At 70.8% G+C, this 16,053-nt stretch carries 12 protein-coding genes; 11 read left to right on the plus strand and 1 reads right to left on the minus strand.

What is annotated here, in order from left to right:
- Positions 1–5: 5 nt before the first annotated feature.
- The 4 genes from AB0L64_RS40415 to AB0L64_RS40430 are packed head-to-tail and all read left to right on the plus strand — an operon-like array spanning position 6 to position 4,401.
- Positions 6–596 carry a 2-oxoacid:acceptor oxidoreductase family protein gene (locus AB0L64_RS40415; RefSeq protein ID WP_363718277.1) on the plus strand — a complete coding sequence of 197 codons (591 nt, stop codon included), beginning with the start codon at positions 6–8 and terminating at the stop codon, positions 594–596.
- Positions 580–1,755, plus strand: a complete 1,176-nt coding sequence (locus tag AB0L64_RS40420; protein ID WP_363718278.1) for a transketolase C-terminal domain-containing protein — start codon at positions 580–582, stop codon at positions 1,753–1,755. The genes AB0L64_RS40415 and AB0L64_RS40420 overlap by 17 nt, the downstream gene beginning before the upstream one ends.
- Positions 1,756–1,776: 21 nt before the next feature.
- A complete protein-coding gene (locus AB0L64_RS40425; RefSeq protein ID WP_363718279.1) occupies positions 1,777–2,766 on the plus strand; it encodes a thiamine pyrophosphate-dependent enzyme in 990 nt (329 codons plus the stop codon).
- Positions 2,767–4,401: an NAD(P)-binding protein gene (locus tag AB0L64_RS40430; RefSeq protein WP_363718281.1), complete on the plus strand. Its 1,635-nt coding sequence runs from the start codon at positions 2,767–2,769 to the stop codon at positions 4,399–4,401. It begins immediately after the preceding gene.
- Here the strand turns inward: AB0L64_RS40430 and AB0L64_RS40435 are convergent.
- Complete coding sequence (locus AB0L64_RS40435; RefSeq protein ID WP_363718283.1) at positions 4,376–5,191, minus strand: sigma 54 modulation/S30EA ribosomal C-terminal domain-containing protein; 816 nt, start codon at positions 5,189–5,191, stop codon at positions 4,376–4,378. The two genes, AB0L64_RS40430 and AB0L64_RS40435, sit on opposite strands and share 26 nt — an antisense overlap.
- 147 nt (positions 5,192–5,338) lie before the next feature.
- Between AB0L64_RS40435 and AB0L64_RS40440 the strand changes: the two genes are divergently transcribed.
- The 7 genes from AB0L64_RS40440 to AB0L64_RS40470 all read left to right on the plus strand — a co-directional run bounded on the left by AB0L64_RS40440 (position 5,339) and on the right by AB0L64_RS40470 (position 16,046).
- Positions 5,339–6,238, plus strand: a complete 900-nt coding sequence (locus AB0L64_RS40440) for a universal stress protein (RefSeq protein ID WP_363718285.1) — start codon at positions 5,339–5,341, stop codon at positions 6,236–6,238.
- 139 nt (positions 6,239–6,377) lie between these two features.
- Positions 6,378–7,319 (plus strand): DUF2157 domain-containing protein, encoded by a 942-nt coding sequence (locus AB0L64_RS40445; protein ID WP_363718287.1) that lies wholly within the window; start codon positions 6,378–6,380, stop codon positions 7,317–7,319.
- A gap of 126 nt (positions 7,320–7,445) precedes the next feature.
- Complete coding sequence (locus tag AB0L64_RS40450; RefSeq protein ID WP_359928885.1) at positions 7,446–8,339, plus strand: fructose-bisphosphate aldolase; 894 nt, start codon at positions 7,446–7,448, stop codon at positions 8,337–8,339.
- A 14-nt stretch (positions 8,340–8,353) separates the two neighbouring features.
- Positions 8,354–9,202 carry a universal stress protein gene (locus AB0L64_RS40455; RefSeq protein WP_363718289.1) on the plus strand — a complete coding sequence of 283 codons (849 nt, stop codon included), beginning with the start codon at positions 8,354–8,356 and terminating at the stop codon, positions 9,200–9,202.
- Positions 9,199–9,867, plus strand: coding sequence for a CBS domain-containing protein (locus AB0L64_RS40460; protein ID WP_363718291.1), 669 nt, complete (start codon positions 9,199–9,201; stop codon positions 9,865–9,867). The genes AB0L64_RS40455 and AB0L64_RS40460 overlap by 4 nt, the downstream gene beginning before the upstream one ends.
- A gap of 46 nt (positions 9,868–9,913) precedes the next feature.
- On the plus strand, positions 9,914–10,525 hold the full coding sequence (locus tag AB0L64_RS40465; protein WP_363718293.1) for a DedA family protein: 612 nt from the start codon (positions 9,914–9,916) through the stop codon (positions 10,523–10,525).
- Positions 10,526–10,685: 160 nt separating this feature from the next.
- The gene (locus AB0L64_RS40470; protein ID WP_363718295.1) at positions 10,686–16,046 is read left to right on the plus strand and encodes a hypothetical protein; all 5,361 of its coding nucleotides are present in this window, start codon (positions 10,686–10,688) and stop codon (positions 16,044–16,046) included.
- The last annotated feature ends 7 nt before the right edge of the window (positions 16,047–16,053 follow it).

Here is a 16,053-nt window from a genome sequence, read left to right on the forward strand (position 1 = left end):
CGGTCGTGTTCGAGATCCGGATCCACGGCCGCGGCGGGCAGGGAGTGGTGACGACCGCCGAGCTGTTGTCGGTCGCCGCGTTCACCGAAGGCCGGCACGCGCAGGCGTTCCCGACCTTCGGCTCCGAACGCACGGGCGCTCCGGTGGTCGGGTTCTGCCGGATCGGCGACCGTCCGATCCGGACCCACGAACCGGTCGCGGAGCCGGACGCGCTGATCGTCCAGGACGCCACGCTGATCCATCACATCGACGTGTTCGGCGGTCTCGGCGACGACGGGTACCTGCTGATCAACACGTCCTGTTCGCTCGCGGAGCTCGGGCTGGATGCCTTCGTCCGGCGGTTCCGGTCCGGACGGGTGCTGACGGTGCCGGCCACCGAGCTGGCGCTGACCCATCTGGGCCGTCCGCTGCCGGGTGCCGTCCTGCTCGGCGCGTTCGCCGCGCTGACCGGGCAGGTGCGGCCGGAGTCGGTCGTCGCCGTCGTCCGGGAACGCTTCGCCGGACAGGTTGCCGAGGGCAACGTCGCGGCCGTTCGCGCGGCCTACGACCTGGCCCGGGCGACCCTCGAGGAGGCAGCTCATGCGCTCACAGATTGAGGGCTCGCGCGCGGTCGCGGAAACCGTCGCGCGCTGCCGTCCCGAGGTGATCTGCGCGTACCCGATCTCGCCGCAGACCCATATCGTGGAGGCGCTCAGCGTGCTGGTCGCCTCCGGCCGGCTCGCGCCGTGCGAGTTCGTGAACGTCGAGTCGGAGTTCGCCGCGATGTCGGTCGCGATCGGCGCGTCGGCGACCGGCGCCCGGGCGTACACCGCGACCGCCAGTCAGGGCCTGCTCTACATGGCCGAGGCGCTGTTCAACGCGTCGGGGCTCGGCCTGCCGATCGTCATGACGGTGGCGAACCGGGCGATCGGCGCCCCGATCAACATCTGGAACGACCACAGCGACGCGATGTCGCAACGCGACTCCGGCTGGATCCAGCTGTACGCCGAGAGCAACCAGGAGGCGGCCGACCTGCACGTGCAGGCGTTCCGGATCGCCGAGGAGCTGTCCCTTCCGGTGATGGTGTGCATGGACGGCTTCGTGCTGACGCACGCGGTCGAGGGCGTCGACGTACCGTCGCAGGAGCAGGTCGACGCGATCCTGCCGCCGTACCGGCCGCGGCAGGTGCTCGATCCCGACGCCCCGATGACGATCGGCGCGATGGTCGGGCCGGACGCGTTCATGGAGGTCCGGTACCTCGCGCACCAGCGGCACCGGGAGGCGCTGACGGTGATTCCGAGGATCGCCGACGAGTTCGCGCAGGAGTTCTGGCGGAGCTCCGGAGGTCTGGTCCGGCCGTACGGATGTCTGGGCGCGGAGACGGTGGTGGTGGCGCTCGGCTCGGTGCTGGGCACGCTGAAGGACACCGTCGACGAGCTCCGCGCGGAGGGTCTGAACATCGGGGTGCTCGGTGTGACGACGTTCCGGCCGTTCCCGTCGAGTGCCGTGCGGGCCGTGCTGCGCGGTGCTCGCCGGGTGGTCGTGCTCGAGCGGGCGCTCGCGGTGGGGATGGGCGGCATCGTCGCCGCGGACGTCCGGGGGAGCGTGCCGGAGGCGTCGATCGCGACGGTGATCGCGGGCCTCGGCGGGCGACCGGTGACGAAGGCGTCGCTGCGGGCGATGCTGACCGATGCCGCCGCCGGCCGGCTCGACCCGTTGACCTTCCTGGATCTCAAGGACGACGTGGTCGAGCGCGAACTGCGCCGTACGGGCTGAGCAGCGATCGGAGGAGGCATCATGCCTGCGGAAGGGATCAAGTTCTACCAGACCGGCAGCTTCGCGGTCGGGAACCGGCTGCTCGCCCCCGACCAGCGCGCGGTACAGGCCGACGCCGACCGCACCAACTCGCTGACCATGGGCCACCGCGCCTGTCAGGGCTGCGGTGAGGCGCTCGGCGCACGGTACGTGCTGGACGCCGTGATGCGTGCTGCCGGCAGCCGAGCGGTGACGGTGAACGCCACCGGCTGCCTGGAGGTCTTCTCCACGCCGTACCCCGAGTCGTCATGGCGGGTCGCGTGGCTGCATTCCCTGTTCGGCAACGCGCCCGCGGTGGCTACCGGTGTCGCAGCAGCTTTGAAGGCGAAGGGCCGCACCGACGTCCGCGTGGTCGGCCAGGGCGGTGACGGCGGCACGGTCGACATCGGTATGGCGTGCCTGTCCGGCATGTTCGAGCGCAACGACGACGTGCTGTACGTGTGCTACGACAACGGCGGCTACATGAACACCGGTGTCCAGCGGTCCGGGGCCACTCCGCACGGGGCCGTGACGACCACGACTCCGGCCGGGAACTCGTTCGGCCAGGGCAAGAGCCTTCCGCTGATCGCGATGGCGCACCGGATCCCGTACGTCGCCACCGCGACCGTCGCCGACCTGCGCGACCTTGAGTACAAGGTGACCAAGGCGATGGGGTATCACGGCGCGCGCTACCTGCACGTGCTCGTGCCGTGCCCGCTCGGCTGGCGGACCGCGTCCGACGAGACGATCCGGATCGCCCGGCTGGCCACCGAGACCGGGATCTTCCCGGTGTTCGAGGCCGTCGACGGTGAGGTGACCGATGTGACGCGGATCCGCAGGCTCCGCCCGGTGGTCGACTACCTGCGGCCGCAGGGCCGGTTCGCGCACCTGTTCGGCGACACCCCGAGCGACGATGTGATCAGCCGGATCCAGGCCGAGGCGGACCGCACCGTCCGCACCTTCGGCCTGACCGAACCCGACGAGGTGATGTAGATGCCTGAGGCAAACAGCGTGCACCCGTACGCGATCACGCTGGACGTCGGATCGAGCCTGGCCAACAAGACCGGGTCATGGCGGACCGAGCGGCCGGTGTACCTGGACCGGATGCCGCCCTGCAACGACGCGTGCCCGGCCGGGGAGAACATCCAGGAGTGGCTGGCGCACGCCGAGGAAGGCGACTACGAGGCCGCCTGGCGCCGGATCATGGTGGACAACCCGTTCCCGGCGGTCATGGGCCGCGTCTGCTACCGGCCGTGCGAGACCGCCTGCAACCGGGCGACGCTCGACGAACCGGTCGGGATCAACTCGGTCGAGCGGTTCCTGGGGGACGAAGCGATCAAGCAGGGCTGGTCCGTCGCGGTCGAGGCCGCGCCGACCGGCAAGCGGGTGCTGATCGTCGGTGCCGGACCGTCCGGGCTCTCCGCGGCGTACCATCTGGCGCGGTTCGGGCACGAGGTGACGGTGCGGGACGACTCGCCGGACGCCGGCGGCATGATGCGGTACGGCATCCCGTCGTACCGGCTGCCGCGGGACGTCGTCGACGCCGAGATCCGCCGGATCGCCGACCTCGGCGTCCGGCTCGAACTCGGCCGCGCGGTCACCGACCTGGACAGTGAACTGGACGCGTTCGACGCCGTGTTCCTGGCGGTCGGCGCGCACATCGGCCGCCGGGCCGACATCCCGGCCGGCGACTCCGCACGCATCGTCGACGCGGTGTCGATGCTGGCCGGCCTGGAGAAGGGCGAGCGGCCGTTGCTGGGTCGCCGGGTCGCGGTGTACGGCGGCGGCAACACCGCGATGGACGTCGCCCGGACCGCGCGCCGGCTCGGCGCCGCGGACGCGGTCGTGGTGTACCGGCGGACCCGCGAGCGGATGCCCGCGCACGACATCGAGGTCCAGGAGGCGCTCGAGGAAGGCGTCCGGATGCGCTGGCTGTCGACCATCGTGTACGCCGGGGACGACCGGGTGCGGATCGAGAAGATGCGCCTCGACGAGTCCGGGTTCCCGCAGCCGACCGGCGAGTTCGAGGAGCTGGACGCAGACTCGGTGGTGCTCGCCCTCGGGCAGCAGGCCGACCTGGCGCTCGTCGAGGACCTTCCCGAGGTGACCGTCGCCGACGGCGTCGTGCAGGTGGACTCCGCGATGATGACGGGCCGGGCGGGCTTGTTCGCGGGTGGCGACATGGTGCCCGGCGAACGGACTGTCACGGTTGCCGTCGGCCACGGGAAGCAGGCCGCGCGGAACATCGACGCGTGGCTGCGGGGTACGGCGTACACGCATCCGGACCGGCCGGAGCTTGCGACGTACGACCGGCTGAACACCTGGTACTACTCGGACGCGCCGGCGACCGTACGGCCGCAGCTGGACGTCGCGCGCCGGATCACGACGTTCGACGAGGTGACCGCCGGACTGACCGCCGAGACCGCACTGTTCGAGGCCCGGCGCTGCCTGTCGTGCGGCAACTGCCTGGAGTGCGACAACTGCTTCGGCGTCTGCCCCGACAACGCCGTCATCAAGCTCGGGCCTGGCAAGCTCTACGAAATCGACCTGGACTTCTGCAAGGGCTGCGGCCTCTGTGCCGCCGAGTGCCCGAGCGGAGCCATCACCATGGTCCGTGAGCGTTCGTGACGGGCGCGGTGGAGCCGAGCAGGGCGTAGTGGCCGTCGTAGCGGGCGTAGAGGGCGTGAAGGCGGCCGGTGAACTTCTCGGTGAAGATGTCGACGGGCGCGCCGGTGAGGTCGAGCCGGGCGACGGCCTGCGGGATCGTGCTCCGCTCGGCGACCGCGAGTGCGATCGGTGGTGACGTGGCCTCGAGGCCGAGCGGGTTCGGCCGGGACTGGAGGATCCGGTAGCGGCCGGGGCCGGAGCGCATCACGATGCTGTCCTGGCGGCTGTACCTCTCGCGGAACAGATGGAAGCGGTAGTCCATCGCCTCCAGAACGGCGATCGCCTCGGCGGCCGTCATTGCCGACGGCTGGCAGCCCTTGTGACGGATCACGCGCCGGCCGGCCGGCGGCAGGAGCTCGGGCGGCGAGGGCGGCGGCAGGGTGGTGACCTGTTGCCGCAGGCACTCGGCGAGCACGGACGGGAACAGGTGCAACTGCTCGATGGTGCGGGTCGCGAGCAGGCTGACGAGGTCGGACATCGTGGCGGCGGCGACCTGCGCCCGGACGCGATGACCGCCGCTCAGCTGGACGTCGATCTGGGCGACCAGCGGCCGGAGCAGACCGGGCTCGGTCAAGCGTGTGAGTCGCACCCGGCTGTGCGGCGCCCAGGTCCCGAGGATCGGAGCCAGGTGCTCGCGGACCACCGCCGCGGCGTCGGTCGGCAGGATCCCCGCCGTACTGACCGAGATCGCGGCGACCGCCCGCAGCGGTACCACGCGCAACGGCACCGTGCCATGACTCTCAGTGCTCATCGTCCCCCCTGATCTCGGCCACAGCCCCCACGGTCGCACCGTGCCCGCCCGGCGGGCAGGTCCGTTGGGCCCCGAAACAGGGCCGTTGGTCCCTGCCACGACGGGCGTTCCGGCGGTCAGGATCGGGGCACGGCGAGAGGAGCTTCCGTGGACGGGTCCGGCAAGGTACGACGGTTCGAGGGGCGGCCGATCGTGGTCGGCTACGACGGCTCGGCGGCCAGTGACGCGGCGGCGCGCTGGGCCGCGGGGGCGGCGCAGCGGGTCGGGCGCCGGGTGCGGATGATCCATGTGATGCCCTGGCCGGCCCTGCGCGGCAGCGGCAGCACCGCGGTCGCCATTGGCACGGATGCCCTCGGGCGGGCGGCCGAGCGGCTGCTGGACAAGTCCTGCCGGGACATCCGTCACGAATACCCCGGTGTGCTGATCGACGCCGAGGTCGTGATCGGCGACCCGGTTCCGGTGCTGCTGCGGGAAGCCGCCGGCGCCTCGTTGCTGGTGCTCGGCTCCCGCGGTCTGGGCGAACTGCGTGAGCTCGCCGGAGGCTCGGTGATGGCTCATATCGCCACCCACGCGACCAGCCCGGTCGTCGTCGTACCGGCGGACTGGCAGCCGCGGCCGGAAGGCCCGCGCCAGGTTGTCGTCGGTGTCGACGGATCGGCGGAGAGCTGGAACGCGGTCGCGTTCGGGTTCGAGTTCGCAGAGCAGACCGACGCCGCGGTCACGGCCGTGCTCGCGTGGCACGACCCGCAGAGCACCGGCCCCGGCGACATGCTGTTCCCGGTCCACGACCTCAACGCGCTCGAGGAGGACAGCGCAGTCCTGCTGAGCGAGGCGGTCGCCGGTCAGACGGTCGACCATCCGGACGTGAAGGTCACCGAGACAGTCGTGCACGGGGCGCCGTCGAGGGTGCTGGAGGAGGAGTCTCGCGACGCCGATCTGCTCGTCGTCGGGTCGCGCGGCCGAGGCCGGATCCGTGGCTTCCTGCTCGGCTCGGTCAGCCGCGCCGTCCTGCACCACGCAACCTGCCCGGTGGCCGTGGTGCGCTGAACCGGCGGCCTGAACTGGCAGGGCTGAACCGTCGGCGCAGTCGTCGGCCCTACCCGGCACAGGACATTCGGCCCTGCTCGGCGCGGACCGTACGACCGATGCTGGACACATGAGGGCATCCGCCAGCGATCGACGGTCGATGTCGAATCTCATCGACCACTGGCTGGCCGACGGCCTCATCACGTCCGCGCAGGCCGACCGGATGCGCGCCGAACTCGACGGTAGTCCGCACCCCGTCGCGCACGATATTCCGGCCGACGGCCGCGGCCGTACGTCGTTGGTGGTGGAAGCCCTCGCGTACCTCGGCGGCGTGATCGTGATGGTGGCCGCCGGCCTGATCAGTGCGCAGTACTGGAGCGAGCTGGGAGACACAGGTCAGCTCGCAGTCGTCGGAGGTGCCGCGGCCGCGCTGCTGCTGGCCGGCGCCTTGGTTCCGGCCCACAGCGCTCCCGGTGTCCGGCTGCGGTCCGTGCTGTGGCTGCTGTGCACCGCAGGTACCGGGGCGTTCCTCGCGCTGTTCGCCGATATCGTCCTGGAGCTGGACGGCAGCGCGATCGGAATGGTCGCAGGTGGGGGAGCTGCCGCGCTCGCCGCGGTGCTCTGGTGGCGCCTGCCCGGCCTCGCGCAGCAGGCAGCCTTCTTCGTGGCCATGATGGTCACAGCCGGGGCGACCGTCGCCCAGCTGACCACCGGCCCGCACCTCCCGGGGCTGGCCGTCTGGACCACCGGAGGGATCTGGTTCCTGCTCGGGTGGTTCGGAACGGTGCAGCCGCGCCGCGAGGTCCAGGCGCTGGCGGCCGCCGCCGCGCTGATCGGCGCGTTGATGACACTGCCGACGAACGTCGGGATGGTGCTCGCGCTGTGCACCGTCGTGGCCGTCGTGGTGCTGGCGGTGGTGGTCAGTGACCTGCTGCTGCTCGCGGTGGGTGCGCTCGGCGCCCTGAACACGCTGCCGGTCGTGGTCAACGAGTGGTTCCCGGGCGAACTCGCGGCCCCGCTGGTGCTGCTGGTCGTCGGCGCCCTGCTCGTCACGGCCGCGGTCTACACAGCCAAGCGAGGGAAGGGCCACAACCGTGACTGAGCCCCTCGAGCGACGTCGACTGCCCATCAGTCCAAGGTCCCGGCGGAACCGGGCCCGTCGCCTCTGCCGTCCGGAATGCGGCGGGACGACAGTGGACGTGGGGATGAGTGAGTGGAGGTAAGCATCATGCAGACCAGGCCGGCTCTGAACGAACTCGGCTTGAACGCCGGCAAGAAGGCGCGGTTGCGGCGGATCCTGTTCGACCACGGCCTGCGCAACGGTACGGCGCTGTTCCTTCCGTACGACCAGGGTCTCGAGCACGGGCCGCGCGACTTCTTCGCGAACCCGGTCGCGTCGGACCCGGCGTACATCATGAAACTGGCGATCGCCGGCGAGTTCAACGGGGTCGCGCTGCAGATCGGGCTGGCGGAGAAGTTCTTCTGGGACTACGCCGGTGAGATCCCGCTGATCCTGAAGCTGAACGGCAAGACCGACATCCCGCCGGACGCCGCCGCGCTGTCCCCGGTGCACGCGAGTGTCGAGGACGCCGTCCGGCTGGGCGCCGACGCGGTCGGCTACACGCTGTACGTCGGATCGCCCGCGCAGGAGGCGGACTTCGCGCAGTACCGGACGATCCGCGCCGACGCCGAGCGGTTCGGCATGCCGCTCGTCGTCTGGGCGTACCCGCGGGGCTCGGCGATCGAGGCGAAGGGCGGCAAGGACTCGTTCTACGCCGTCGACTACGCCGCGCGGGTCGCGAGCGAGCTGGGCGCGGACGTGGTGAAGGTGAACTTCCCGCACCCGGACAAGCGCGACGCCGTCAAACCGCCGTACGAGGAGATCTTCTCGCCGCAGCAGGCGATCGACGGCGTGGTCCGCTCCGCCAACCGCACGCTGGTGCTGGTCTCCGGCGGCGAGCGGGCCGGCGACGACGCGATGTACCGCAAGGCCGAGCAGGCGATGGACGCCGGCGGGCTCGGGCTGATCTTCGGCCGCAACGTCTGGCAGCGCGGGTACGACGAGTCGCTGGCCTTCGTCGACGGCCTCAAGGAAATCCTCGTCCAGCACCCCAGTCGATGAAAGGAATTCCCGTCATGTCGAAGTACATCCTCGTCGGTGTGGACGACTCGCCCGAGGCGCAGACCGCGCTGCACTGGGCCGTGGAAGCCGCCGCGGAGCGCGATCTGCCGGTCCGGGTGGTCCGTGCGTACCTGGACGAGGCCAGCCGCTGGCCGGCTGTCGGGGCCGAGGGATATCTCCCACCGCCGATGCCGCTCGACAGGTTCGAGCACCAACTGGACGCCGCGGTGCGGTACGCGCGGGACCGGCTCGGCTACGAGCGCGGCTCGGGATGGCTGGCGAACACCGATCCGTCGGATGCGCTGCTGACCGAGGCGGAGCACGCTGAGATGGTGGTCCTCGGGACGCGCTCGCGGAACAAGGCGTCCGCAGCGTTCCTGGGCTCGGTGGCGACTGCGGTGGCGGCGAAGGCTCCGTGCCCGGTGGTCGTCGTCCGCGGCGAACGGCGCGACGGTCCGGTCGTCGTCGGCACCGACGGGTCACCGGACTCGGAGGGGGCCCTGTCCTTCGCCTTCGACCAGGCGGACCGCGCCGATCATCCACTCGAGGTTGTGTACTGCTGGCAGCCACAGGCCGATCACCACGCGTCCATCGAGAGCACCCACCAGCTGTTGAAGGACTGGCTGGCCGAGAGTCTGCAGGGGTACCGGGACAAGTTTCCGCGGGTGAAGGTCCGTGCGTCCGTCCTCGAGGGGCGCGCGAGCGCGCAGCTGATCGCGTGGTCCGACACGGCCTCGCTCGTCGTGGTCGGCTCCCGGGGTCGCGGCGGCGTGGCCGGGCTGCTGATGGGCTCGGTCAGTCAGAGTCTTCTCCACCATGCGGCGTCGCCGGTCGCGATCGTCCGCCGGGCCAAGGAGTCATGATGCGTCATTACCTGACGGCCTCCGACGTGATGACCAAGGACGTCGTCACCGTCGCCGAGGACACGCCCTTCAAGACGGTCGCCGCCGTCCTGGCCGAGCACCACATCAGCGCAGTGCCCGTGCGCAGCACGTTCGGCGGTGTCGTCGGCATCATCTCCGAGACCGATCTGCTGCGGAAGGAGGAGTTCCAGCGCCGGCCGCGCCGTCCCTGGCAGCGCGGCGGGACGCGGACCAAGGCGGACGCGACGACGGCCCAGCTGCTGATGTCCAGCCCGGCCGTGACGATCGAAGGCGGCTGCACGCTCGATGAGGCCGCCCGGCTGATGGCGGCACGCCGGATCACCCGGCTGGTCGTGATGGACGGCGACGAGCTTGCCGGCATCGTGACCCGGTCCGATCTGCTGCGCGCCTTCCTCGCTCCGGATCAGGAGATCCTGGCGCGGGTCCGCCGCGATGTCGTCGAACGACAGCTGTGGGACGAACCGCTGGCTGTCCAGATCGACGTCCTCGAAGGTGTCGTGACGCTGTCCGGGCAGGTCCCGCAGCGCAGCACCGCCGCGCTGGCCGGCAGCCTGGTCGCGGGCGTGGACGGCGTGGTCGGCGTCCGCAACGAGCTGACCTGGGAGTTCGACGACACGGCCCGCGCGGCCGGACCGTTCTACTGACAGGTCCAGAGCTGGGTGGAAGGAGGCGGTCTCGACGCTGAACGCGGTGTACGACTGGCTGGCCGGCCTTCCGCCGTGGCTGGTGATCACGGTGGCCGGTCTGCTGCCGGCGCTCGAGGCATCGACCTTCCTCGGCCTGCTCGTCCCGGGTGAGACCGCGGTCATCATCGGCGGAGTCGCGGCGCACACCGGCGCCCTGCCGCTGTGGGCCGTGATGGTCGCCGCCGCGGTCGGTGCGGTCGTCGGCGACCAGATCGGATTCGTCGTCGGCAGACGTCACGGCCCGGCGCTGCTCGGCCGGCTGCCGGGCAGGTTGCGCCGTCGTGAGCAGATCGATCGGACGCTGGCACTGATTGCCCGCCGCGGCGCCGCCGCGGTCGTGCTCGGGCGCTGGACCGCGGCCTTCCGCGCGCTCGTGCCGGGGATCGCGGGCATGAGCCGCATGCGGCGCTCGCACTTCACCGTCGCCAACGTGATCGGCGGCGTCGCCTGGGCCGTCCTCGTCGCCGCCGGCGGCTACCTCGCCGGAGCCTCGTACCGCGCCCTCGAACAACGCCTCGGTCTCGTCAGCGGGCTCCTGCTGGGCACCTTCGTCCTCGGCGTGATCGTTGCCCTGCTCGTGGCTCACCGCCGGCGTCGGCGCCGGAGTGTCCCCTGAGAACTCCATGACGGATGAGTGTCGGACGGTCCGCTGCCGGCGGAGGGGCCGATGAGAAGTCGATGAGAACTCTGTCATCCGATCCTGCCGCCGCTCGCCCTGCCCCACTGTTGCGCTGACGGCGCGGCGCCCGACGGGGCGCGCGAGTGGGGGAGGGATCGTGACACAGCAGTGGAGATCCGTGCCGCGGCGATGGCTGCGGATGGCGGTCGCGTTCGTTCTGATCGCGGCCATGACGTCCGCGGCGCAACTGGGCCGCAACGCGGCGCCGGCGCGGGCCGCGGAGCCGGGGAGCCTGACCCTGCACGTGGCCAGCGCGCGATCGGTGAACTCAGGTCCCGGATTCGTGCACGAGAACGATGCGGTGCCGCGGTACAAGTGGCTGATCAACGTCGACGACACCGGTGACCCGGGCACCCGGACGAACCAGCTGACCGACCGGTGCCTGCCGGCGACGGCACCGGGCGGTTCCGCCGACCCGGACTACGCGGACACCTGCCCGTGGCCGTCGACCCGGCCGACGTCGGGATTCGCCCCCATCGTTGCCCAAGGCACCGAGGCGGACCTCGGCGACAGTACGCCGCTGACCGGACTGCCGCCCGGCAAGTACCTGATCTCGGTGACCGCCGACGGGTTCAAGATCGACGGTCAGCACTTCACGATCAGCGCCGGGCAGACCACGCGTGCCGTGGTCCGGATGAACCCGACGCCGTTGCCGCTGACCACGCTCCGGCTGCAGGTGTTCAACGACAGCGTCCCCGTCGACGGGACCTACGAGGCGGACGCCGAGCAGGGACTCGCGGGCTTCACCGCGAGCCTCACCGACGTCCTCGGACTGGTGAGCACCGACTATTACGGCAACCCGCTGTGCACGGTCTACAAGCACGCGAACGCGAACGGCTCCGGCCCGATGCTGTTCGACGCGGACAACCGGCCGATCATCGACACCGCCCGGTCCACCGGTCAGTGCGTCAGTGACGCGACCGGCGCGATCGTGATCCCGAACCTCGGCCCGAACCGGTACGCCGCCACCGTGACGCCACCCGCGGCGCAGGCCGGCCAGTGGGTGCAGACCACCACGCTCGAGGGCGGTCACGACCACGACATCTGGCAGCAGGAGGGCGAGACCGGCTACGACACCGAGCAGGTTCGCGGGGCGGAGCTGGTGTCCGCCGTGCAGTTCGGCTTCGTCCGCGCGAAGGCCATGACGTCGCCCGCCGGCACCACCGGTGAGGTCAAGGGCGTCGCGATCGCCGGCCTGCCGTACATCGGCGGGCAGAACGGCCAGGTCGTGCCGGAGACGGGCTTCGCCGGTGCGAAGTCCGACGGCCCGATCCCGTACCCGTGGGTCGCGCTGTCCGACCTCGATGCCGGCGACGCGGCGGTGTACGTCGGCCGCGGCGCCGCGAACGGCAGCTTCGACATCACCGGTGTGCCCGACGGGACCTACCAGCTGACGTTGTGGGACGACGACCAGGACTACATCCTGTGGAGCTTCAACGTCGAGGTGCACAACGGCGACGTGACCGACGTCGGCAACAAGATGCTCGTCGGCTGGTTCACGCACATCAACGGCACCGTGTTCATCGATGCCAACGGCAACGGCAAGCGCGACACCGGCGAGCGGGCGGTCCCGAGCTTCGGCCTGACCGTGCGCGAGCGCGACAACTCGCTGATGGACCAGTACACCAACACGGTGGTGACCGACTCGGCCGGCAACTACGACATCAAGGAGACCTACCCGCTCGGGAAGTGGCTGGTCCTGGAGGGCTTCAACACCCGGTACAAGACGACCGGCATCACCTACCAGGCCGCCAACGAGACCAAGCCGACCACGCAGCTCGGCAGCCTGGTGGACATCAACTTCCTGCCGATCATCGGCCTGCGCGGCCGGATCGACTGGGGTGTCCAGCCGTACGACGCCGGGACGAACGGCGGCATCGTGGGCACGGTCACCTACGACACCACCCGCAACGAACTGGACCCGGCGATGGCGGCGACCGAGCCGTACCAGCCGGGCATCCCCGGGGTCCCGGTGCGCCTGTACCTGCCGAAGGCTTGCACGGACACCACCCCGGCGGAGCTCTGCCGGCAAGGCTACGAGACCGAGCCGAAGCAGATCTCCGACGGCAACGGCGGGCTGGTCGACAACCCGGCGTACGGCGCGTTCGTCAAGGGACCCGAGGTCCAGGAGGCGTACACGTCGGAGGAGTGGGCGCCGCCGCGTGGCTGTACGGCGCGGACGTACGACGGCCGGCCGCTGACCGATCAGCAGGCGCTGCCCGCGTTCGGGACGACCGAGAACCGCCTGTGCGTGGAGGCGCCGATGATGGGCGTCACGGTCGGAGCCAGCGACCGGGCCGGCGGCGGTCAGACCGTGAACGGCAACTACGGCTTCACCACGTCGAAGATCAACCTGTACCCGCCGACGGACACGGTGCACAACCCGGACGGGCTGGAGCTGTACGCGCCGCTGCCGGACGGGCAGGAACAGGACCTGCCGGCCCGCGACTACCTCGTCTCGGTGGACATCCCGAACGACCCGGTCGACGGCAAGCCGATGTACAAGGTCACCAGCGAGGAGGACGTGAACGTCTTCGACGGTGACACCTACCTGCCGCAGGAGAACTACCCGCCGGCGACCCCGGCACAGGCCGACGACCCGGCCGGCCCGCCGGACCCGACGCCGACGCCACCCGCCGAGCCGCCCTCGCAGCAGGCCGGCATCATCTCGCCGTGCGCCGGGCCGCTGCACACGGTCAACGTGACCAACCCGAACTTCAACGCCGGCGGCGGCAGCCCCTTCCAGGGCTACGAGCGCCCGTCGTGCGGTGCGAAGCTGGTCGGGTTGCGCGCCAACCAGGCGACCGCGCCGAACTTCAGCCTGTTCACCGATGTGCCGATCCCGACGCACTTCTGGGGCCTGACGCTGAACGACCTCGGCCTGACCCTCGACAAGCGCAGCGTCAACTACGGCGAGGCGCAGGGCCTGCCGTTCGTCCCGGTCGGCCTGTACGACTGGTCCGGCCGGCTGGTGGACACCGTGCACACCGACTTCAACGGACTGTACGAGGCGCTGGAGCCGTCGACGGGCACCTACAACTGTCCGCTGCCGGCCGGCCCGTGCCCGAACATGTACCGGTTCGTCGGCAACGATCCCGGTCAGCCGGGCGCGCTGAATCCCGACTACAACCCGCGGTTCCGGACGATCGCGACGAACTTCCAGGCCTGGCCCGGGTTGTTCACCGTGACAGACGAGGCACCCACACAGGTCGCCGCGACCGTGCTCGCACCGGACACGACGACCGTCAACCCGACCATCTGCGACCTCGGCCCGAACGTCCCGCAACTGCTGGCGGTCGACCGGCCGTATATCCGTCGCAGCGACGCGAACCGGTCGATCACCGTGACCGGTTTCGGCTTCGGAGACGCGGGCGGCCCGGACAGGCTGACGCTGAACGGTACGACGATGTCGGTCACCAGTTGGACCGACAAAAAGATCACCTTCACCGTCCCGGTGGGCTTCGCGACCGGTGCCGCCGTACTCGAGATCACCGGGCACAACGGCAAACAGAGTGTCAACGGTCTCACCCTGCAGGTGCTGGGTCCGAACATCCCGCTGCTGGCCGGGACGTCGGCGGCCAACCCGCTGATCGCCGAGGCGGGACCGGCCAAGACCTACAAGACCGTGCAGGCGGCCTTGGAGGCGGCGACGCCGACGCGGCTGCGCCCGTACTGGCTGGTGGTCGTGTGGCCGAACGCGCAGACCGGCGCCAACCCGCGCGGCGACTACAACGAGAACCTGATCGTGCATCACCAGGTACGCATCCAGGGCGTCGGTCCAGGCGGCTTCGACCCGTCCGGCACCTGGGTCCCCGGCTCGATCCTCGACGGCTCCGGCTTCAACCTCGACAACCCGAACGGGACCGCGTGGATCAACCTGCTCAGCGGCCTGCGGTACTCCGGTGATCCGGCGGTGCCGGACTCGGCGGTCGTCACCGTCCTGGACGATCCGGCGCGGGCCGGGTTCGTCCCGGCGAGCTGGCCCGTGACGCTGGACGGACTGAGCATCACCGGCGGCGCCCAGGCGGACATCCCCGGGAACGTCAATGTGCTGACCGGTGCGATCAGCACGCCGTACGGCGCGGACGGCGCGCTGGTCACGCAGGGCGGCGGCGTCTACGTGCACTCCAACGTCCGCGGCCTGCGGCTCACCGACAACGTCATCCACGGCAACGGCGGCTCGTACGGCGGCGGCGTCCGGATCGGCACGCCGTACGTCGGCGACAACCGCAACTACGACCCGGTGATCGCGCGCAACCAGCTCCGCGACAACGGCGGCACCAACCTGGCCGGCGGGATCGGGCTGTTCACCGGCAGCGACGGCTACCAGGTCGTCGACAACGCGCTGTGCGGGAACTTCTCCGCCGAGTACGGCGGTGCGCTGACCGCCTTCGGGTACATGGCGAATCCCGGCGGCAGCGCCGGCGGCCGGATCGCGAACAACCGGATCTGGTTCAACGCCTCCTACGACGAGGGCGGCGGCGTGATGATCGCCGGCGAGCTGCCGGCCACACCGACCGCGCTGTCGCCCGGATCCGGTCCGGTGACGATCGACGCCAACGTGATCCAGGCCAACCTCGCGAACGACGACGGCGGCGGCATCCGGCTGCTCCAGGTCAGTGGGGCGCACATCTCCCGGTCCGATCCGCAGACCGTCGCGATCACGAACAACACGATCGCCGACAACATCTCGGCGCACGAGGGCGGCGGGCTGGCGCTCGACGACGCGGTGTTCGTCAACGTTGTCAACAACACGATCACGAAGAACCTGACGACGGCCTCGGCGGTGACCAGCAACGGTCTGCCGGCTCCGGCCGGCCTGTCGACCGCGGCCAACAGCGACCCGTTGCAGGCGAGACTGCGCAACACGTCGTTGTTCCCCGGATCGGCGACGCTGGCGGCCACGACGTACAGCAAGCCGACGCTGCTGAACGACGTGTTCTGGGACAACCGGGCCGGCTCGTTCTCGGGCGGGTACGTGTACGGGATCGGCGGTCAGTTGCCCGACGGTACGGCGAACTCCGTGAACACCTGGGATCTGGGCGTGGCCGACGTACCTGACGCCCTGCTGACACCGACGCACTCGGTGCTGCAGGACACCACCGGGACGGCGCCGGACGCGACCAACTCGTCGGCGGACCCCCGGTTCGTGTCGCCGTACGAGGTCTCGGTGAACATCCTCGCGGTCCGGTCCTACCCGGCCTTCCGCCAGGCGGTCATCGTGGCGCAACTGCTGCCGCCCGACCTGATGGGCGACTTCCATCTGGCCACCGGCACCCCGGCCTCGTCGGCGCGGGGCCTGGGCGGCGCGAACACCGTCGTCCGGTGGGGGACCGCGACGACCGGCTTCAGCTACACCGTGACGGCCCCCAGCCCGGACATCGACGGCCAGCCCCGGCCGACGGTCGCCGGAGCCCTGCGCCGGTACGACGCCGGATCCGACCAGATGACGCCGTGAGTCGTGC

The organism is Kribbella sp. NPDC051936 (genome assembly GCF_040680955.1).
Lineage (GTDB): Bacteria > Actinomycetota > Actinomycetes > Propionibacteriales > Kribbellaceae > Kribbella.

What these genes read in the sequence shown, in the direction of transcription:
- AB0L64_RS40420 (WP_363718278.1), top strand. Translation starts at nt 580, where the DNA reads ATGCGCTCACAGATTGAGGGCTCGCGCGCGGTCGCGGAAACCGTCGCG.
- AB0L64_RS40425 (WP_363718279.1), top strand. Translation starts at nt 1,777, where the DNA reads ATGCCTGCGGAAGGGATCAAGTTCTACCAGACCGGCAGCTTCGCGGTC.
- AB0L64_RS40430 (WP_363718281.1), top strand. Translation starts at nt 2,767, where the DNA reads ATGCCTGAGGCAAACAGCGTGCACCCGTACGCGATCACGCTGGACGTC.
- AB0L64_RS40435 (WP_363718283.1), bottom strand. Translation starts at nt 5,191, where the DNA reads ATGAGCACTGAGAGTCATGGCACGGTGCCGTTGCGCGTGGTACCGCTG.
- AB0L64_RS40445 (WP_363718287.1), top strand. Translation starts at nt 6,378, where the DNA reads ATGTCGAATCTCATCGACCACTGGCTGGCCGACGGCCTCATCACGTCC.
- AB0L64_RS40450 (WP_359928885.1), top strand. Translation starts at nt 7,446, where the DNA reads ATGCAGACCAGGCCGGCTCTGAACGAACTCGGCTTGAACGCCGGCAAG.
- AB0L64_RS40455 (WP_363718289.1), top strand. Translation starts at nt 8,354, where the DNA reads ATGTCGAAGTACATCCTCGTCGGTGTGGACGACTCGCCCGAGGCGCAG.
- AB0L64_RS40460 (WP_363718291.1), top strand. Translation starts at nt 9,199, where the DNA reads ATGATGCGTCATTACCTGACGGCCTCCGACGTGATGACCAAGGACGTC.